At 34.9% G+C, this 19,023-nt stretch carries 20 protein-coding genes, 1 pseudogene and 1 riboswitch; of the genes and pseudogenes, 14 read left to right on the plus strand and 7 right to left on the minus strand.

Annotated elements, in window-relative coordinates:
- Positions 1 to 13 precede the first annotated feature (13 nt).
- The 4 genes from A9G38_RS09575 to A9G38_RS09590 all read right to left on the minus strand — a co-directional run bounded on the left by A9G38_RS09575 (position 14) and on the right by A9G38_RS09590 (position 3,894).
- Entirely contained in the window at positions 14 to 1,264 is a 1,251-nt protein-coding gene (locus tag A9G38_RS09575; RefSeq protein ID WP_051634224.1) for a Fe-S-containing protein, read from the minus strand.
- Between the two features lie 96 nt (positions 1,265 to 1,360).
- Positions 1,361 to 1,924: an iron transporter gene (locus A9G38_RS09580; RefSeq protein ID WP_034912235.1), complete on the minus strand. Its 564-nt coding sequence runs from the start codon at positions 1,922 to 1,924 to the stop codon at positions 1,361 to 1,363.
- 118 nt (positions 1,925 to 2,042) lie between these two features.
- Positions 2,043 to 3,239, minus strand: a complete 1,197-nt coding sequence (locus A9G38_RS09585; RefSeq protein ID WP_034912239.1) for an FTR1 family iron permease — start codon at positions 3,237 to 3,239, stop codon at positions 2,043 to 2,045.
- Between the two features lie 16 nt (positions 3,240 to 3,255).
- Positions 3,256 to 3,894, minus strand: a complete 639-nt coding sequence (locus tag A9G38_RS09590; RefSeq protein WP_176713257.1) for a nitroreductase family protein — start codon at positions 3,892 to 3,894, stop codon at positions 3,256 to 3,258.
- 244 nt (positions 3,895 to 4,138) lie between these two features.
- On the opposite strand from A9G38_RS09590, the gene A9G38_RS09595 reads away from it, so the two are divergent.
- From A9G38_RS09595 to thiD, 13 genes and pseudogenes are all read left to right on the plus strand, one after another.
- Positions 4,139 to 5,581, plus strand: coding sequence for an LTA synthase family protein (locus A9G38_RS09595; RefSeq protein WP_034912242.1), 1,443 nt, complete (start codon positions 4,139 to 4,141; stop codon positions 5,579 to 5,581).
- A gap of 9 nt (positions 5,582 to 5,590) precedes the next feature.
- Positions 5,591 to 6,214 carry a LysE family translocator gene (locus A9G38_RS09600; protein WP_034912245.1) on the plus strand — a complete coding sequence of 208 codons (624 nt, stop codon included), beginning with the start codon at positions 5,591 to 5,593 and terminating at the stop codon, positions 6,212 to 6,214.
- Positions 6,215 to 6,379: 165 nt separating this feature from the next.
- Positions 6,380 to 7,342 carry an arabinose-5-phosphate isomerase GutQ gene (gutQ, locus tag A9G38_RS09605; RefSeq protein WP_034912248.1) on the plus strand — a complete coding sequence of 321 codons (963 nt, stop codon included), beginning with the start codon at positions 6,380 to 6,382 and terminating at the stop codon, positions 7,340 to 7,342.
- A 185-nt stretch (positions 7,343 to 7,527) separates the two neighbouring features.
- Positions 7,528 to 8,049 (plus strand): shikimate kinase AroK, encoded by a 522-nt coding sequence (gene aroK / locus A9G38_RS09610; RefSeq protein WP_034912252.1) that lies wholly within the window; start codon positions 7,528 to 7,530, stop codon positions 8,047 to 8,049.
- Positions 8,050 to 8,114: 65 nt separating this feature from the next.
- Positions 8,115 to 8,936, plus strand: coding sequence for an SPOR domain-containing protein (locus tag A9G38_RS09615; RefSeq protein ID WP_034912255.1), 822 nt, complete (start codon positions 8,115 to 8,117; stop codon positions 8,934 to 8,936).
- Between the two features lie 48 nt (positions 8,937 to 8,984).
- Positions 8,985 to 9,806, plus strand: a complete 822-nt coding sequence (locus tag A9G38_RS09620; protein ID WP_034912260.1) for a Dam family site-specific DNA-(adenine-N6)-methyltransferase — start codon at positions 8,985 to 8,987, stop codon at positions 9,804 to 9,806.
- Positions 9,807 to 9,842: 36 nt separating this feature from the next.
- Positions 9,843 to 10,520: a ribulose-phosphate 3-epimerase gene (gene rpe / locus A9G38_RS09625; protein WP_034912269.1), complete on the plus strand. Its 678-nt coding sequence runs from the start codon at positions 9,843 to 9,845 to the stop codon at positions 10,518 to 10,520.
- Positions 10,513 to 11,208, plus strand: a complete 696-nt coding sequence (locus A9G38_RS09630) for a phosphoglycolate phosphatase (protein ID WP_034912273.1) — start codon at positions 10,513 to 10,515, stop codon at positions 11,206 to 11,208. The genes rpe and A9G38_RS09630 overlap by 8 nt, the downstream gene beginning before the upstream one ends.
- A gap of 23 nt (positions 11,209 to 11,231) precedes the next feature.
- Positions 11,232 to 12,227, plus strand: a complete 996-nt coding sequence (gene trpS / locus A9G38_RS09635; RefSeq protein ID WP_034912278.1) for a tryptophan--tRNA ligase — start codon at positions 11,232 to 11,234, stop codon at positions 12,225 to 12,227.
- 108 nt (positions 12,228 to 12,335) lie between these two features.
- A complete protein-coding gene (trkA, locus tag A9G38_RS09640) occupies positions 12,336 to 13,697 on the plus strand; it encodes a Trk system potassium transporter TrkA (protein WP_034912283.1) in 1,362 nt (453 codons plus the stop codon).
- A gap of 38 nt (positions 13,698 to 13,735) precedes the next feature.
- Positions 13,736 to 13,837, plus strand: a riboswitch (TPP riboswitch).
- Between the two features lie 64 nt (positions 13,838 to 13,901).
- Positions 13,902 to 14,687 carry a hydroxyethylthiazole kinase gene (thiM, locus tag A9G38_RS09645; protein WP_034912286.1) on the plus strand — a complete coding sequence of 262 codons (786 nt, stop codon included), beginning with the start codon at positions 13,902 to 13,904 and terminating at the stop codon, positions 14,685 to 14,687.
- Between the two features lie 12 nt (positions 14,688 to 14,699).
- Positions 14,700 to 15,341 carry a thiamine phosphate synthase gene (thiE, locus tag A9G38_RS09650; RefSeq protein WP_034912290.1) on the plus strand — a complete coding sequence of 214 codons (642 nt, stop codon included), beginning with the start codon at positions 14,700 to 14,702 and terminating at the stop codon, positions 15,339 to 15,341.
- Between the two features lie 11 nt (positions 15,342 to 15,352).
- A pseudogene (gene thiD / locus A9G38_RS12945) lies at positions 15,353 to 16,146 on the plus strand (bifunctional hydroxymethylpyrimidine kinase/phosphomethylpyrimidine kinase).
- 66 nt (positions 16,147 to 16,212) lie between these two features.
- Here thiD and A9G38_RS09660 read toward each other — a convergent pair.
- Together A9G38_RS09660 and A9G38_RS09665 are read right to left on the minus strand one after the other, a co-directional pair.
- Entirely contained in the window at positions 16,213 to 16,671 is a 459-nt protein-coding gene (locus A9G38_RS09660) for an STY0301 family protein (RefSeq protein ID WP_034912293.1), read from the minus strand.
- Between the two features lie 179 nt (positions 16,672 to 16,850).
- A complete protein-coding gene (locus tag A9G38_RS09665) occupies positions 16,851 to 17,051 on the minus strand; it encodes a heavy-metal-associated domain-containing protein (protein WP_034912296.1) in 201 nt (66 codons plus the stop codon).
- A 136-nt stretch (positions 17,052 to 17,187) separates the two neighbouring features.
- Here A9G38_RS09665 and A9G38_RS09670 point away from each other — a divergent pair, with 136 nt between their 5' ends.
- Entirely contained in the window at positions 17,188 to 18,126 is a 939-nt protein-coding gene (locus tag A9G38_RS09670; protein ID WP_051634226.1) for a hypothetical protein, read from the plus strand.
- A 676-nt stretch (positions 18,127 to 18,802) separates the two neighbouring features.
- Here the strand turns inward: A9G38_RS09670 and A9G38_RS11810 are convergent.
- A partial coding sequence (locus A9G38_RS11810) for a transposase (RefSeq protein ID WP_141671736.1) occupies positions 18,803 to 19,023 on the minus strand: 221 nt, incomplete at its 5' end.

Genomic DNA, 19,023 nt, shown 5'->3' on the forward strand with positions numbered 1-19,023 from the left:
TTTTAATACGCTTTTATTTGAAACGACTTTTCTCTGCTTCAAGGTTAGCTGGACGAATCACCATATTGCCGTCAATAATTTCGTATTTAAGTGGAACAGGGTTACATCCTCCTGAAAATCCAATCGTTGCAATGTTCATTACTACATCGCACAAAATACAAACGACTTGATCACCGCGTTGGTAGTAACCACTTGCACCACAAATATCGCAAGCATCAAAACCTACACCATAAGCATTATCGCTTTTTTTAATAACAATAAAGCGAACTAAAGTTCCATCTGTTGCCTGATAACCATAACGATGTAAATTACCGTCGTTCACTTTATCGAGAGGGATAACAATTAAGCCATCAGCATTAGTCAATATAGGCTCTGCCGGTGTAAGTTCTACGCCTTTTTCAAAAATGTAACGTGCGCGCGTCACAGTATATGCGGTTATTGCTGTCCCAGCCATAATCATTAGGGCAGATCTTCTATCGCTACGTAATTGTGCTTTAAGTTTACGAATTTGAGCAGGGTTATTACCCACTAACGAAGTTGTTTTTGATTTGATATACAAAACAATGGCTAAACAAAGCACAATTGCCATGAAAATAAAGATAAAGAAATTAACATGACCAAGAATAAAAATAATCAACTCCATCATCCATGGTTGGGATGAGATAAAACGCCTAACAATCAAAATTTGTAGAATATTAATACTATTTTGAATAGTGAAAATAATAATTGACAGTGAAGTAATAGCAAAAATAAATTTTGTCGATAATCGTCCACATATACGGAAAGTAAATAGCCCAGTTAACAAGATTATAAGTAAAGCAAATCCATAACCAACCCATTTAAACAAGTAATCATTATTAAAAATAGAGTCCATTCCGACAGAAAATTCGAATGGATAGAGCATTAAATTAGGTAAAGACTGTGCACTTATCAAACCAATACTTAGCACAAATAACATTGTAAAAAAGAATTTACCAGTTCGATTATGGGTGGATTTTTGCAAGCAAATAGCAACAATCAACGGTATAGCAATAATAACCCAAGGTATGATCACTCCAAGATCATAATATTCACGAACAGCAAACCCTGTGTTGCGTTTTAAAATGGCATAAATCAATGCAGCAATAAAGCCCAATACAAAACCAAACAAAATAATTTTTTTAATATGATGAGGCGTGGATCTTATAATTGCAGCGCTCAGTAATGCCATCATCATTGCTGGAACGAAAGTATTATCGGTAATATTGATAAGGTATTGAAGCATATTCATTGCCTAACTATTGCAAATATTATTGGTGAGCATAATGCTCACCAATAACTGATTATTAATTATTTAATATAATTAGTTATTTTAAAATCATTACCATGCGCGTGGAATGTAATCAAAGTCCCAAGAGACTTCGATAGGTTTGCTCCAAAATCGTCCTTCCACACCTGTTTCTTTATCAACATGTAGTAAATAACCTTGTTTTTCTGGATTTTCAATCATAAATGTTACTTTATATTTACCAGCACCATCTAGTTTTATATTATTACCATAGTGAGGACCATCAGATGCATTCATTGGCATAAAGTTACCTTCAATCACTTTATCACTGCCTTGCTTTTGAATTTTATATTTTACAGTTAAGTAAGGAACAAAATCACCTACACCATAACCTAAGTTATTACCTTCTGCAGCTGAAATATCAGCTTCAATGTGCATGTCTGATTTTGAGGCTGGTAAACCACCCATACCAGCGGGTTCCATATCAACAGGTTGGAAATAAACAGCACCAATGTGTAATGGCCCCACGGTTACTTCATCACCAATTGGAAACTCTTCAAATCCTTTTTGTTCGCCAGGTGCCGGTGCTGCTGCATGAACGAATGAAGATAAGGCAAGTATTGAAGCAATACCTGCTGATAAAATTAATTTTTTCATTGAAAACTCCTTCTCTTAGTTTTTGAAAATTTATTACACTTGTTTTTTTGGGTATTAACACAACTCAGTTTTTCAATCCGCATTTATGCAATTTTAAGCAAATAAGCAATATTAATAATTATTGCTTTTTACAACTATGTTTAGCTTTGTAATATATGACAGAAACTACCACAATAAATACCATAATTATTTGTGGAACTAATGTCTCGACTGTTGGGTAAATACCTAAAACTTCGACAGAATGTATAAAATCAACAGAAGTAACTGGGATCATATCAGCCTCTTGTAATTCTTTTACTCCACCACCTGCAAAAGCTATTGCCATGATATACATCAAAATACTAGTGCCAATAAAGAATGGGCGAATTGGTAATTTCATGGTACCAAAACGAATAACGACAAAAATAATCGCAAGAATTATCGTTCCAATAGCTAGCCCATACCAAACCATATCCATGTGTTCTTTAGCTTCAACTAGCATTGCTTGGTAAAACAAGATCGTTTCAGCACCTTCACGAAAAACAGCTAAAAAGGCAGCAAAACCTAAGGCAAAGCGACTACCAGATGACACTGCAGTTTGTACCTTTTCTTCAACATAGCTTTTCCAAGCCTCAGCTTCTGCCTTTGAAAACATCCAATTACTAATAAAAAATAGTACGACTGTTGCCAAGAGCATAGCAATTCCTTCAACAATTTCTTGATTTGCGCCGCTAATATCAAACACAGTATGAAGAGCAATTGCCGCTAAAATACTGGCAAAAATAGCTACAAGTGAGCTCATATAAACTACTTTTACCATGGCAAGATGTCCAGAACGAACTAAATAAGCTGAAATTGCCGCAATCACTAAAATCGTTTCCAGCCCTTCCCTAAAAATGATAATAAACGAAGCTAACAGAATGCTCCAACCGCTCTCTTGCTTACCATCTAGTTCGTTAGCATCTTCATGTAACATTTTTAAAATAGTATCAATTTCATTTCTAACAACTTTATTCGACGCACCATCGGTCATTAAACGTTTAATTTTGGCAAATTGATATTCGGTATCGGTTCCTCGTTTACCCGAAATATAAGACATAACCGCACGCTCAACCCCATGCTTTTCATAAAAGCCAAAATAGGCATTATTAACTCGAGCTTTAGCACGTTCAACATCTTTCATAAAATAGATATCATAAGCGTCATTTAAGATGGTATCCATTTCGTCAACAATAGCATTCCAACTTTCGTATTTTTTTTCGGCAGCATAAGATGATGGAGCCAAAGCCATTAAACTTCCAATAAGAAGCAAAGCAAGTATTAAAAATCGTTTCATATCTTAACGTTACCTTTTATTTTCCTATTAAAAGCATACCTAGTGGTTTACTGCCTTCTGGTAATTGTAGCTCTTGGCTAATAACTTCTGGTTTAATGGAGTGAATATAACGAGCGCTTAATTTTAGTGCCGACGCAACTAAATAAGCGTTTTGACTCATTGCACCAACGGCCGTGTAATTAAAGTTAGCGATTTGTTCTGGATTTATATCGGTTAATGCACTAGCATCCGACACAAAAATCAATGAATAGGCTGCTCGCCTTGTAAAACTTTGCAAACCAATATCAGCACGAATATCTTTATTATTAATTTCTTTTAAATAATGACCTTCCCACTCATATAAAAAAGTACCCTTTTCACTGGCGAGGTAGATTCTCACATAAGGAGATTTACCCTTAACCATCGGCACCGTCCACCCTGTTTTACCACGATTTAAACCACTTGCAGCCCAAAGTACTGTCGAAAGTTCGTCATCAGAAATTTTACCAGTAGGAAAGCCCCCCCCAGGAGTTGAAGATCGTTTTTTTAGACTTTCAAATAGACTCATTCCATCTTTAGTTTGAGGGATAGATAATGCAATATCGGCATAACAAAAGGAGTGTGAAAACAGAGATACAAATAAAATAAAAACTATTTTCCGTATAAACCACGGCATAGCAACCTCGGACATTATCGCAATAAATTCTCCATTATCTTATTGCGAATAGAATTAATTATCAACCTCAAATAATAACAATTATCATTTAAGATATTATGGCACTATAATTATTATTCATACGATACATACTCAATTTCAAAACCACAAATCAAACAATATCAACCGATATTTTTATTTTTTTATTCATTAAGTATATACTTAGGCAAAATTGATTTTTGAATATATTGAGTAACAATATCTTATGCCATTATCGACATTAATTGTTTTGCCACTTTTTATTATTACAATTGTTTTTGCCTCGCTCCTTAAACAGAAAAAATGGCAAATGCTAATCATAACTTTACTAACGATCTTTATTGTAATGGAGCTAACTTCTATCTATTTTAGTGGTGGCTTTATTGATTATCAGTTTTATGTAAATTTAAATATTAATGACATAATAGAAGGGCTATTTATTTTTAAATTACAAGCAGTCTTAGTTATCGTTGTCTTTTTTTCCCTTATTTTTTTGCTATCAAAACTCGCAGATTTATGCAAACGTAAATGTCATCTAGTGTTTCGTCTGTTACTAGCCTTTGTGGCAATAGTATCCATCAGTTACCATAATGGTCCATTCAGTCGATTATACGAAATCTATCAAGTTACAAGCGCACCTCGTGAGCCATTTGAGCAGGCGTTACAATCACTTAATATGACTCACTATACCAATAAAGATCAGCTTGTTAGCTATCAAGGTAAAAATATTATTGTTTTATCTTTAGAATCATTTGAACAAGGCTTTTTCGATTTTGAGGATATTACCCCTAATTTACAAAAACTTCGCCAAGATTATACCTTTTTTGCTAATATGCCCATGAGCGCTGGAAGCTCATGGACTACCGCATCAATGTACACTTATATGACCGGTATGCCCTTTCTAATTGGTGGCTACACAACATCACCACTAATGCGCGCAAACAAGACCAATCTAGTTAGCCTAGGCGATATACTTAATCAAGCAGGCTATCAAACCCGTTATGTAATGGCTAGCCCTGATTTTGCTGGTATTGGTCACACAGCAGAACTGTTTGGTATGCAAGTCATTTCTGAAAAAAATTATGTTGGTCAATATCCACCAGCACCTTTTGGGCTGTATGACAAGGACATTTTTGATGTAGCACAAAAACAAATTACTGAAATGCGCAAAACAAAAAAACCTTTTGCTTTGTTTATTTCTACTGTTTCAACTCATGCACCAAATGGTTTTGATGATGAAAGAATGAAATCGGTTATTTCACCAAAATCAGATAATATGTCTTTCGTTGCTGCTTCACTAGATCATAATTTGGGAATTTTTATCCAACATCTAAAAGACGAAGGTGTATTAGAAGATACTGTATTTTATATTTTTCCAGATCATTTAATGATGGGAGCAGGTACACCAACAATCAATCGTCTTTCAGAAAAAGAACGCAAACTTTATTTATTAACAAATGCACATACGCAAGATCTACAAAAAAACACTGAGCAGACTATTTATCAGATTGACTTACCTCGTTTAATTTTAAATGGAGCCCAAGTCAAAACTAACGCTAAATTTTTGACTGACTATTTAACTGAACCTAATTTTGATAAAAAACAGTTTATTGAACAAAATAAATCTAATATCGCAACGCTCAATAATTCTGCACAAATATTTAAATAGGCACGTAAAATGACGTTTGATACATTAATTTTTGTCTCTACAATCAGCTTTTTAGGTATGATCTCACCTGGGCCTGATTTCTTTTTGGTGTTAAAAAATAGCTTAAGCTATAACCGCAAGATGGCATTGCTCACTTGCCTAGGCGTCATCATTGCTATCTTAGTTCATATGAGCTATTGTATTGCGGGTATTGCAGTACTTATCACCACAACTCCACTTCTTTATAACGCCTTACGCTATGCGGGTGCCACTTACTTAATATGGCTTGGCATAAAGGCACTGCTCGCTCAAAAACCAAATACCACCTATATTGGTAAGCCACAACTCATGCAGCCAATTTCAGAAAAATCAGCCTTTATGCAAGGTTTTTTATGTAATTTACTTAATCCTAAAGCAACGTTATTTTTTTTAGCTACCTTTACTCAAGTGCTTAATGCAGAATCATCAACACTTGATAAGCTAATCGTTGCGTTTATTATTTGGATTGAAGGTGTTTTTTGGTGGCCTTTTGTCGTCTTTATTTTTCAAAGGCAAAGTGTACAACGACGTTACTTTAAAATTCAATTTATAATTGATAAATTACTAGGAGGCATTTTAATTACACTAGGAATTAAAGTTGCCCTAGGTTTTTAGATTATTAAAAAGTAATTAGTAAATATTAAGTCTAAAATGCATACTTTTTTGAATATTTAAACATTAATTGTTAAACTAAAACCTGTTCATCTTTTATAATCGTCTTGTCCTTAATTTCCGATTATAAATGCACTGATAACACGTTTTATTCAATAGGCTAATTAAATGGATAAATTATTACAATATGGTCGAGAGCTTCTTGAATTAGAGATACACGAAGCACAAAAATTACCAAATCGACTTGGCAAAGATTTTGTTAACGCATGTCAACTTATTTTAACCACCAAAGGTAAAGTCGTTGTTTCGGGTATTGGAAAATCAGGACATATAGGGAAAAAGGTTGCCGCTTCATTAGCTAGTACAGGAAGTCCTGCTTTTTTTATGCACCCATCGGAAGCCCTGCATGGCGACTTAGGAATGATAACTCAAAACGACGTAGCCATATTAATTTCATACTCAGGTCGAGCTAAGGAATTTAATTTAATTTTACCTATTCTTACCGAAATGCGGGTTCCTGTTATTGCTATTACTGGAGGGTTGGATTCACCACTTGCTAAATCAGCCCAAGCAATTCTTGATATTTCAATTGAAAAAGAAGCTTGTCCTATGGGACTTGCGCCAACCTCTAGTTCAACTAATACATTATTAATGGGGGATGCGCTAGCAATTGCAGTAATGCGAGCACGAGGCTTTAAAGAAGAAGATTTTGCACGCTCCCACCCTGCAGGTAGTTTAGGGGCTAAATTACTCAATCATGTCAAAGATGTAATGCGAACAGGTGATCGTATTCCTAAAATACCACAAACTGCAACCGTATTTGATGCCATTCTAGAATTAAGCCGTACAGGAGTAGGGCTAGTTGCAATCTGCCAAGATAATAATAAAATAGTTGGTGTATTTACCGATGGTGATCTACGTCGCTTATTATTAAAAAATGGTACATTACAAGATAACATTATGGATGTTATGACCAGCCTAGGGCATCGAATTCCTGAAAGTTGGAAGGCTGTTGAAGCACTAAAATTATTTACTGATCATAATATTACTGCCGCTCCGGTTGTTAATAACAACGATGAATTAGTAGGTGTTTTAAACATCCATGATTTGCATCAAGCTGGTATTAGCTAAAAGTATTGGTAAATACCTATTGCCAAAAGGTACTATCTATTGAGATAATTACCGACCTAAATTTTTGTCGTTAGACGGAGATCCAAGAAAAGTTACACAATGATAAAGCGAATGATCATATAAATCAAAGCAAGTTGACATTGTGTTGTATATTTTAACCAAAATTAATAGATGATGAAACAACAATGGCAGAAAAGCGAAATATCTTTCTAATTGGCCCAATGGGGGCAGGAAAAAGCACTATAGGCCGACAAATTGCACAACAGTTAGGCATGGATTTTTTTGACTCAGATCAAGAGATCGAAAAACGTACTGGGGCTGATATTGCATGGATTTTTGACCTAGAAGGAGAAGAGGGATTCCGTGCCAGAGAAGAAAAAGTCATTAACGAATTGACTGAAAAACAAGGCGTCGTTCTTGCAACTGGTGGCGGTTCTGTCTTATCTAAAGAGACTCGCAATAGATTATCCGCTCGTGGAATTGTTGTCTATCTTGAAACAACCATTGAAAAACAGATGGCAAGAACGCAAAAAGACAAACGCCGACCATTATTACAAGGTAGCAACACACCACGTGAGCTTTACGAAGAGCTAGCTGGAGAGCGCGAACCACTTTACGAAGAGATTGCTGATATTACAATTAAAACCGATGAGCAAAGCGCCAAAGGTGTTGCTAATTATATTATTGATAAAATAGAGCAAATTTAAATCGTGTATTTTAGAAATAATAGCTAATCATTAAGTAAAATCTTTTGATAGGTTAAGGAGTAAGTATGCGTGTAGATAAAGATGACCGTTATATATCAGAACAACCCAATAAGGATTCTGCGCATTCATTCAGATTACTTAGTTTTCTTCAAGATCTTCCAAAGAAAAAATTAATTATTTTTGGTTCAGCAATTATTATTCTTTTATTGCTTGGTTTGATTATTTTTAATTCTTCTCGTAAAAAAGAAGGAACACCATTAACTCCACCTGTAGTTAATGGAGTGACTTCAACAGAAGAAAAAAATAATACAATCACTGATGAACAAAATAGCGTTGGAATTAGTGAAAATCAACCTAAAAGTACTGAACTGGTGACAGATACATCAAACAGTACATTAAATAAATTTAATACACAACAACAGCAACTTGAATCCTTTTCAGATACAAGTGATGGCTTAAACCTATCAATAGATGACTCAAATGGAGATTCTAAAGCAAATCATCATTCCGCGACAACATCTAACGGTAGGGCTAAAACGAATAAAAACAATACGAAAAAAAATACCCCTAACTCTGTTAATCGTAAAAATGAAAACAATGATTTAGGGAAAAATATTAAGATAAAAAATGATCATTATGTCATTCAGCTTAGTGCATCTAAATCGCTTGAAGGTCTAAAAAAATTTGTAAAACAAAACAATATAACAGATTACCATATTTATGAAACCAAACATAAATCTGGTTCATTGTTTATTTTAACAAAAGGCAACTATTCATCAGTTGATGAGGCACATAAAGCAATCAAGTCTTTGCCAAATGCACTACAGAAAGACAAGCCATGGGTTAAATCTGGTGCAATGATTAATAAAGAAAAAGTAGCAAAATAACCAAGGATATCGTTTATTTATCCGATCAACGACAAATAGGAGTATCCGTTGAAGAAGCAACGAGCCTTTTTAAAATGGGCTGGAGGAAAATATGAGCTTGTGGAGACAATTAAACGGTATCTACCAGAGGGCGATCAGCTAATAGAACCTTTTGTTGGAGCTGGTTCTGTTTTTTTAAATACTAACTATAAAAGTTATATCTTAGCGGATATCAACCATGACTTAATTTCATTATTTACATTATTAAAATCAAGTCCAGATCAATTTATCCGTGACCTTAGATTACTATTTGTTGCTCAAAATAATCACGCAGATGCGTTTTATCAACTGCGTGATGTATTTAATGGAAGTAAAGATCAGTACATCAGATCACTTTTATTTGTCTATTTAAATCGACATTGTTATAACGGCTTATGTCGTTACAACAACAATGGACTATTTAACGTACCATTTGGACGCTATAAGACAATTTATTTTCCTGAAAAAGAACTTTACTTTTTTGCAGAAAAAGCTCAAAGAGCACAATTTATTTGCGCACCTTACCACGAAGTAATGAAAAAAGCGGCAAAAAATTCAGTAATTTATTGTGATCCACCCTATATACCCCCAAATGAATCAGCTGGATTTACGGCTTATTACTCAAATATATTTGGATTTGAAGAGCACAAAAACTTGTCAGAATTAGCTGAAACTATGGCGTATAAAAAAAACATACCCGTGCTAGTGTCTAATCATTATACTGATTACACAATGAACCTTTATAATAATGCAAGCGAACTTTATAGAACAGAAATGAGACGTTCAATTAGCTGTGCTGGTAAAGGAAGAAAAAAAATTGACGAGATTTTAGCATTATACAAAAAGTCTTAGATAGCTAAATATAAGGCGAGTTATTAGAGGTAAGTTATGAAAGAATACATTATTGCTCCATCAATATTATCGGCTGATTTCGCTCGTCTTGGTGAAGATACACAAAAAGTGCTGGATGCAGGAGCTGATGTAATACATTTTGATGTCATGGACAACCATTTTGTACCTAATCTCACAATGGGAGCAATGTTTTGTAAAGCTTTACGAAACTACGGTATTAAAGCCCCTATTGATGTGCATTTGATGGTATCACCTGTTGAAGAGATAATTACCTCATTTGCCAAAGCTGGGGCAACCAATATATCTATCCATCCAGAAGCTACTATCCATTTGGATCGCTCATTACAGTTAATTAAAGATCATGGCTGCACAGCTGGTATTGTATTTAATCCAGCTACACCACTTGATTATTTAGATTATGTCATAGATAAAATTGATATTATTTTATTAATGAGTGTTAACCCAGGTTTTGGAGGTCAATCTTTTATACCTTCAACAATTAAGAAATTACAACAAGCTAAACAGCGCATTATTGAATCTGGACGCAATATTCGTTTAGAAATTGATGGCGGTGTAAAAATTGACAATATTGCCGAAATAGCTAGAGCTGGTGCCGATATGTTTGTTGCTGGTTCAGCTATATTTAGCCAACCCGATTATAAAACAGTTATTGACGCCATGCGTAAAGAATTAGCAGGAGTTGAACATGAATAAACTAGAAAATATTCAAGCAGTAGCTTTTGATTTAGATGGTACATTAGTTGACAGCGTACCAGGACTAGCATTAGCAACACAAAATATGTTAGCAGACTTGAATCTACCTACAATCAGCAACGAACAAGTCAAAAATTTTGTAGGCAATGGTATTGATATTATGCTAGAACGAGTATTCAAAGCAATTGAAGTCGATCCATCAACAGAATTATTTGCCAAAGCTAAAGAGCTATTTAATCAGCACTATGATAAAGTCATCGATGCAGAAACAAAACTATTTCCCAATGTTAAAGAGACCTTAAAAGTACTTCACGATAATAATTATCCACTAGCATTAGTAACCAATAAACCCGCACAATTTTTGCCTGCTCTGCTGACTTCTTTAGGTATAAAAGAGTACTTTTCATTAGTGCTTGGTGGGGGAGATGTGATTAAATTAAAACCACACCCAGCGCCTTTATACCAAGTAATGGCTAAATTTGGATTATTCTGTGATCAGTTACTTTTTGTTGGCGATTCAAAAAATGATATTACTGCAGCCCAAAATGCTAACTGCCCAACTGTTGCATTAAGTTATGGTTATAACTATGGCATATCGATCGCCACTAGCAACCCTGATTTCTTATTTGACGATTTTAAAGATATATTAACATTATTACCTCAGCCAAAAGCTAAGGCAAAAAAATAATTAGCATAGATTAGGAATAAATTATGAGCAAACCGATTGTATTTAGTGGCGCTCAGCCATCAGGAGAACTAACACTTGGTAACTACTTAGGTGCTTTAAAGAATTGGGTGGCTCTGCAAGGCGAATATGATTGCATTTATTGCATCGTCAATCAACATGCAATTACCGTACGCCAAGATCCGAACAAATTACGTAAAGCCACATTAGACACACTCGCCCTATATTTAGCTTGTGGTATTGATCCGCAAAAAAGTACCATTTTTGTACAATCACAAGTGCCTGCGCATGCAGAACTCGGCTGGGCATTAAACTGTTACACCTATTTTGGTGAACTAAGCCGTATGACTCAATTTAAAGATAAATCATCTCGTCATTCTGAAAACATCAATGTGGGATTGTTTGATTACCCAGTACTGATGGCTGCGGATATTTTGCTCTATCAAGCAAACTTGGTGCCAGTAGGTGACGACCAAAAACAACATCTTGAACTATCACGCGACATTGCTATGCGATTTAATGCACTTTATGGTGATATATTTACTATTCCTGAACCCTTTATTTCGAAAGTGGGAGCTCGCGTCATGTCACTACAAGAACCCACTAAAAAAATGTCTAAATCAGACGAAAATCGCAATAACGTAATTGGTTTACTCGAAAATCCAAAAGATATCGAGAAAAAAATCAAACGTGCAATGACCGATTCAGATGAGCCACCTGTGGTACGTTACGATCTAAAAAATAAAGCTGGTGTTTCAAACCTACTTGACATTTTAACTGGCGTGACAGGTAAGCCTATCAGCGAACTTGAAAAAGAGTTCGAAGGCAAAATGTATGGCCACCTTAAAACCGAAGTAGCAACACAAGTCATTGATATGCTAACTACACTTCAAGCGAAGTATCATCAGTATCGAGATGATGAAAGTTATCTAATTTCAATAATGCAAGAAGGGGCAGAAAAAGCACGCTCAAAAGCCGAACCAACTTTGAAAAAAGTTTATAATGCAATCGGTTTTGTATAATTGAAGAATTAATAACTGATTGTTACTAAAAATAAAACAGTATGCAATGGCTTTAAGATACAAGGAAAATGGGTAACGATTAAAGCCATTTAAATATACAGGTTAGTTATGAAGATTATTATTCTTGGTGCAGGACAAACAGGTAGTGCGCTTGCTGAATATCTTGTCACTGAAAAACAAAACGATGTCACGGTGATTGATGAAAATTATGATAAATTACAATCACTACAAGAACGTTTTGATTTACAGGTGATTTGCGGAAAATCATCTTACCCACAAGTTTTAGAAAGTGCTGGTGCTGAATCAGCTGATATGCTTGTTGCTGTAACTAACTCTGATGAAGTCAACATGATGGCCTGCCAAATTGGGCATGTCATGTTCAATATTCCACAAAAAGTTGCGCGCATTAGATCACCTGAATACAATAACGAAAACTACCCTCTTTTCAATAAAGATTGTATTAATATCAATCATATCATTGCTCCAGAAAACCTTATCACCAACCATATTAGTCAATTAGTACAATATCCTGGTTCGCTACAATTTGCATCTTTTTACGACAATCGTGTCTGTTTGGTTGCCGTTACCGCTTATTATGGCGGTGCTTTAGTAGGTAGTGAATTATCAGAACTCAAAGAACATTTACCACATGTTGAAGCTCGAGTAGTAGCTATTTACCGTAAAAACCGTTTTATCCGACCGCTTGGTTCAACACTTATAGAAGCGGGCGATATGGTCTACTTTATAACGCCACCCGTTAATATCAAAGCAGTGACCAGTGAGTTACAACGGTTAGAAAAACCATATAAACGAATAATTATCAGCGGCGGCGGTGGTGTAGCTGTCGCTCTAGCAAAACGTTTAGAAAATGACTATCAAGTCAAATTAATTGAGCGGAATGCCGAACGAGCCGAATTAATTGCCGAGCAACTCGTTAATACAACAGTATTACATGGTGAATCATCGGACCAAGAATTGCTCTCACAAGAACAAGTTGAGCTTACTGATCTATTTATCGCTGTTACCAGTGATGATGAATCCAATATCATGTCTTCTATGTTAGCCAAAAGAATGGGAGCAAAAAAAGTAATTGTACTAATTCAACGCCAAGCCTACCTTGAACTAATTAATGATAGTGTGATTGATATTGCGATTTCTCCACAACACGCCACAATATCTGAGCTATTAAGCCATGTTAGACAAACTGGGGTTGTTAAAGTTGTTTCATTAAGACAAGGGGAATCCGAAATTGTCGAAATTATTGCCAATGGTAATAGTGAAACATCAAGACTAGTTGGCAAAAATATTAATGGCTTAAAACTCCCATCGGGTGCAACCATCGGAGCTGTAGTGCGTGGAGAAGATGTTATTATCGTTAATACTGATTTAACCATTGAAGACAATGATCATCTAATCATCTTCTTACCAGATAGAAAAGCAATTACTGATATTGAAAGATTATTACAATAGCTTGTTAAAAACAGATAATCAGTTCATAATAAAAAAATCATTTTGACTCGGGGTGTTTTTTGTCTAAACAAAAAACTGAGATTTCACCCGTTGAACCTGATCTGGATTATACCAGCGTAGGGAAGTCTAAGCCATAAAAGCCTTAAATTGGCAAATTCTTCCCGACATTTATAGAATTAATAAATCAGTAAGAAAGGAAGAAATATGTCAGTAACCAAATCATTCCAAATTACCCAAACCGCTCCTTTTATCAATCATATAAAACAAAAACGCCCACTAGTGCATTGCATTACTAATGATGTAGTCCAAAACTTTACCGCCAATGTGCTACTTGCTATTGGTGCATCTCCTGCAATGGTGATTGCCGAACAAGAAGTTGCTGAATTTGTCAACATTGCCGATAGCTTATTGATTAATATTGGCACTATTCACAGCAACACAGCCCAAAGTATGCTATTAGCGGCCGCCAAGGCACAGCAAACACAAACTCCATGGGTACTCGATCCTGTTGCTGTAGGAGCTGCACTTAATTATCGAACTGAAATTGCACATCAATTATTATCATTTAATCCCACAGTAATACGAGGTAATGCTTCAGAAATATTAGCACTAAATGGTCAAAAATCTTTCTCAAAAGGCCCCGACGGTCAAGACACAACTCAATCAGCTTTAAACGCTGCCCAAGAGCTTGCGCAAAAATATCAAACTATTGTCGCAATGACGGGCGATGTTGACTACATAACTAACGGAAACAGCACATATAGTATAACTGGAGGTGATATTGCTTTAACAAAAGTAACAGGTACAGGATGTTCATTATCTGCAATGGTAGCGGCTTTCATAGCTAATTCGCCTGACCCATTATCAGCCACTGCCTGTGCATGTTTTATGATGAAAAAAGCTGGTGAGCTAGCTAATAAACAACAAGGACTGGGGACTTTCTCGATATCACTATTAGATCAACTCTCAACATTTAATCCATCGCTTTAATAAGGAAATCAGATGAAAAAACAACTGGATTTAACCCTCTATTTAGTCCTTGATCCATTATTATGCGGCGGCATTAATGGCATGGTAAACACCACCAAAATTGCTGTTTCAAATGGTGTGACTGCAATACAGTTAAGATCTGAACATGAATTTAGCGGTAAAGATTGGTACTACGCTGCCTTAGCATTGAAAGAAGCATTAAGCGACACCTCTGTTCCACTATTTATTAATGATCATGTAGATATTGCTTTAGCGGTTGATGCCGATGGTGTCCATATTGGACAAAGTGATTTGCCTGTTGATGTAGCTCGACAACTTATCGGCAAAGATAAATGGTTAGGTCTTTCGGTAACTAACCAACAACAACTTAAAGCAGTTCCTTGGCAGCAGGTTAATTATATTGGCATAGGGCCTATCTTCCCAACCATAACCAAAAAAAATGCAACGGTAGCAATAGGAACAGAACAATTAACTGAATTAGTCAAACTAAAACAGTGCCCAGCTGTTGCCATTGGTGGTATTGATGAAAACAATATAACTAATATTATTCAAACGGGCATTGACGGGATTGCTGTAGTTTCGGCTATTTGTGGCAAAAAAGATATTCAACAAGCAACATTATCGCTTATCAACAAAATCAAACAAGTTAAATAGGAAATACTATCATGACAACAATTGCATTAACCATTGCAGGATCTGATCCTAGCGGTGGTGCAGGTATTCAAGCCGATCTAAAAACTTTTTCTGCACTTGGTGCATATGGTATGTCAGTTATCACTGCCCTAACAGCACAAAGCACCCAAGGGGTTGATGCGGTATTAGCTATATCGCCCGAATTTATTGAAGCCCAATTTAATACACTTTATCAAGATATTCAAATTGATAGCGTAAAAATGGGTATGTTAATGAATAAAGAAATAGTCGCAACCGTTCACCACCTTCTTAAAACAAACCCTATTCCTACTATCTGTTAGATACTGTAATGGTTGCTAAAGGTGGACATCCCCTTTTAAAGTCTGATGCCGTAACAGCTATTCGTGAGCTTTTATTACCCTTAGCCACAATTATTACTCCCAATCTACCAGAAGCAGCCGCACTACTTGATTGTGATGAAGCTAAAACCGAAGATGAAATGCAAAAGCAAGGGCATGAATTACTCAAGTTAGGCTGTAAAGCGGTATTAATGAAAGGAGGACATTTGCCTAGCAATGAAAGCCCTGATTATTTGATCACACACAATAATATAATAAGAATGACCTTTCCACGCATCCAAACTAAAAATACTCACGGAACGGGGTGCACATTATCAGCAGCTATTGCAGCATTATTACCTAAAAATAATTTAGAAGAAGCAATCGCCCAAGCAAAAAATTATCTACAAGGCGCAATTAGCCATGCCGATGATTTAAATATAGGGAAAGGAATTGGACCAACGCATCATTTTTACCGCTGGTGGTAATTGTTCAAAATATTAATGGGATTTACGTTACTAACTATTGCATATAACAACAAATCCCATACGCAACTAATGCAGATCTTTTGCTTCACTCGTACTACAACTGAGCGTTCCTCGCTTTCCTTGCTCGTCTTCAAAATAATCAGCCCAACAACTTTTCATTGATAAATCAATTTGTTTTATCAACTCAACTCTAGTTCCATTATAAGAACAACTAACATAATAAGGTTCAACATCTGTCTTATAATTAACTTCCCATATTAACTCATGTTTCTTACCGTCAACCGTTCCTTTTGCTGGTTTTAAAGCCGCCATTCTAGAAGGCTTATCGTAATAAACAATCATACTAAAAAAGGATGCCTCCTTACTATTTATATCATTAGAAACTTCCCACCCATCAGGCATATTTACAACTTCTTCTTTAATATTAAATTTTTGTGGACAATCAATCTGATAAGCATTAACAAAAAAAACTGCACCACACCAAGCCATAATAGCCACAGTAACACTCAATATTTTACCTTTCATAATATATCCTTATAACAATAGCCTATTAATAAACAGATAAAAGCATTCTAGCATTCCCCAAAATATGCCAATACCTTAAACAAAGTTTTATTAGTTCTGTTTTAATTTGAAATTTCAACAAATTAAAATAGAAAAGATGCTTCAAAATAGCCTAGTGCCGTCAAATATAGATGTAGTTATTACACAATCCTAACAAACTCATAACCAGCCTCATTAACAGCAGTAATCGCAGCTTCTTGCGAAATAGAACTATTTTCGATATCAACCTCGTGTTTGGTTAAATCAACGGTCACTTTTGCATTTGGATCAATATCATTAATTGCTTTTGTTATTGCTTTAACACAGTGTTGACAACTCATATTATCGACTATTAATTTCATGAAAACCTCTCTATTTCTAATGCATTTTTAATAAATAACAGGTCTATTTATAACACTAATTTTATTTGATTACATTTAATTTTTTTTTACAAACATGATAAAATTCACTCACTTTTTATACTTATAACAAAATATTATGATGAAAAAAATAAAATATTCTTTACTGCTAATTTGCAGTTTAATCCTTGTTGGATGTTCTGAACCTAGCTCTATCGACCGTTGGATTGACAATCCTACTGCTAACGAAATAAAAGTCACTATTGATGGTAAAGAACTAACTATCCCGGCCAAATCAGGTGTTAATTATACATTTGAATACGGCAAACATACTTTATCGTATAATAATGACGACTTCAATTTTGTCGTAAAACCGGCTCAATTTGGAGAATTAGGTCTTATTAACCCAACACAAAGTAACTATTATTTATACACTGTCATCTATTCAACGTCTGAGTTGAATGATGAACAATACGAAAAGATCTTAAGAGAAAACAGAGAAATAAATAACATCCCAGCCATTATTGATGGTAAAGAGCAAGAAATAGAAATGCCAGCAAAATTAATCAATGATGTATTTATTGAATACAGCCAATATCGTTGGGATTATTCTTATGATCAACCTTTCCCAGAAGAAATAACCCAAGACCTAAGATTAAAGAAAAACCAATCTTATCAACAACGTTTTAGAAAATTATATCGTGAAAGCGACTTTATTGAATTCTTAAAAGAAGATGAACAAGAAGACATTAGCTTCCCTTACAACCCTAAAAAGTTCAGCGAGATAAGCCAATATGTTATTCCTAAGATTGACTTAAATAACATAAAATGCGAAGCCGGTCGCCAATATATGGAAGGCCTGTTAAATGATTGGAATCATCTTATGACATTAAAAGGTAGTGATTTTACAAAACCATACGACAATTTGGCATCAAATGATGCAATGGCTAAAAGCTATGGTGCAGAAGACAAATGTACAGAAGAAAACGATCCTGAGAAAACTTATAGAAAAGAATTGAAGCAATTCGTTGATGCTCTCAGAAATACTCGCGATGTTAACTTTTATGTAATTAAATAGCATTGCCTTAGTCATTTCCAAAAATAAAAAAGAGGTTGTTAAACAGCCTCTTTTAACAGGAAAAGATAATTTCAAATGGATTTTATGCACCAACAAACGAACAAGCTGTTTTCCCATTTTTATTTCAAGAAAAGTACTAAAATTTTTATTCTACTATTTACATCTTGCAAAAAGATAATTATGATATGCGCCATTATTAACCGCAAAGGATAATTGATTATGATTTATTTAACTAACCTTTGCAGGCTTATCGCAAAATAATTAAGTAATTACCTATCCAACCTTTTACTTCAATTCATTCTGCTAATTTTAGCCTGCCGATATAACTTATACCCAATGATTAAAGACAACTTTATATTAATAAAATAATGTTTGAAAAGAATAAATTTATTGTGATCTAATCACTATTAAAGAGTTAGGTGTTAAGTAAAATTTTAAGTAAGCTTTCACCTTCAACATATCTTTCTTGCATATGATTTTTTCAAAACAATAGTCTTTATACATCCTCAGGGTAAACCAAAAACAATAATACTTATTAAATGGATTGATATATGGACAATTCTATACAGATGCTATCTGACAAAGTGTTATATATAGCATCAAAAAATACATGGATCGAAGGTTTAGCTATTGAGCAATTACTAGGGGCTGTTGATCTTTGCTGTACATAAATTACTCAACAATACATTGGCAGCCACATTAACATAAATGCCAGTGATACCATACTGGCATAATTCCTTTCTAACTTATCGTATCTAGTTGATATTGAACGATATTGCTTGATTCTAGCAAAGGCATTCTCGACTAAATGACGATAGCGATAAAGGCACCTATCCATACTGCTTTTATCTATATCCTTACCATAATTACGTTTAGCAATCACCGTTCGTCCGCCTT

The organism is Gilliamella sp. Imp1-1, from assembly GCF_001690415.1.
Lineage (GTDB): Bacteria > Pseudomonadota > Gammaproteobacteria > Enterobacterales > Orbaceae > Gilliamella > Gilliamella bombi.

Bases quoted from the DNA above. Each gene is read 5' to 3' on its own strand.
- A9G38_RS09575 (WP_051634224.1), bottom strand. From the start codon at position 1,264: ATGCTTCAATACCTTATCAATATTACCGATAATACTTTCGTTCCAGCA.
- A9G38_RS09580 (WP_034912235.1), bottom strand. From the start codon at position 1,924: ATGAAAAAATTAATTTTATCAGCAGGTATTGCTTCAATACTTGCCTTA.
- A9G38_RS09585 (WP_034912239.1), bottom strand. From the start codon at position 3,239: ATGAAACGATTTTTAATACTTGCTTTGCTTCTTATTGGAAGTTTAATG.
- A9G38_RS09590 (WP_176713257.1), bottom strand. From the start codon at position 3,894: ATGCCGTGGTTTATACGGAAAATAGTTTTTATTTTATTTGTATCTCTG.
- A9G38_RS09595 (WP_034912242.1), top strand. From the start codon at position 4,139: ATGCCATTATCGACATTAATTGTTTTGCCACTTTTTATTATTACAATT.
- A9G38_RS09600 (WP_034912245.1), top strand. From the start codon at position 5,591: ATGACGTTTGATACATTAATTTTTGTCTCTACAATCAGCTTTTTAGGT.
- gutQ (WP_034912248.1), top strand. From the start codon at position 6,380: ATGGATAAATTATTACAATATGGTCGAGAGCTTCTTGAATTAGAGATA.
- aroK (WP_034912252.1), top strand. From the start codon at position 7,528: ATGGCAGAAAAGCGAAATATCTTTCTAATTGGCCCAATGGGGGCAGGA.
- A9G38_RS09615 (WP_034912255.1), top strand. From the start codon at position 8,115: ATGCGTGTAGATAAAGATGACCGTTATATATCAGAACAACCCAATAAG.
- rpe (WP_034912269.1), top strand. From the start codon at position 9,843: ATGAAAGAATACATTATTGCTCCATCAATATTATCGGCTGATTTCGCT.
- A9G38_RS09630 (WP_034912273.1), top strand. From the start codon at position 10,513: ATGAATAAACTAGAAAATATTCAAGCAGTAGCTTTTGATTTAGATGGT.
- trpS (WP_034912278.1), top strand. From the start codon at position 11,232: ATGAGCAAACCGATTGTATTTAGTGGCGCTCAGCCATCAGGAGAACTA.
- trkA (WP_034912283.1), top strand. From the start codon at position 12,336: ATGAAGATTATTATTCTTGGTGCAGGACAAACAGGTAGTGCGCTTGCT.
- thiM (WP_034912286.1), top strand. From the start codon at position 13,902: ATGTCAGTAACCAAATCATTCCAAATTACCCAAACCGCTCCTTTTATC.
- thiE (WP_034912290.1), top strand. From the start codon at position 14,700: ATGAAAAAACAACTGGATTTAACCCTCTATTTAGTCCTTGATCCATTA.
- A9G38_RS09660 (WP_034912293.1), bottom strand. From the start codon at position 16,671: ATGAAAGGTAAAATATTGAGTGTTACTGTGGCTATTATGGCTTGGTGT.
- A9G38_RS09665 (WP_034912296.1), bottom strand. From the start codon at position 17,051: ATGAAATTAATAGTCGATAATATGAGTTGTCAACACTGTGTTAAAGCA.
- A9G38_RS09670 (WP_051634226.1), top strand. From the start codon at position 17,188: ATGATGAAAAAAATAAAATATTCTTTACTGCTAATTTGCAGTTTAATC.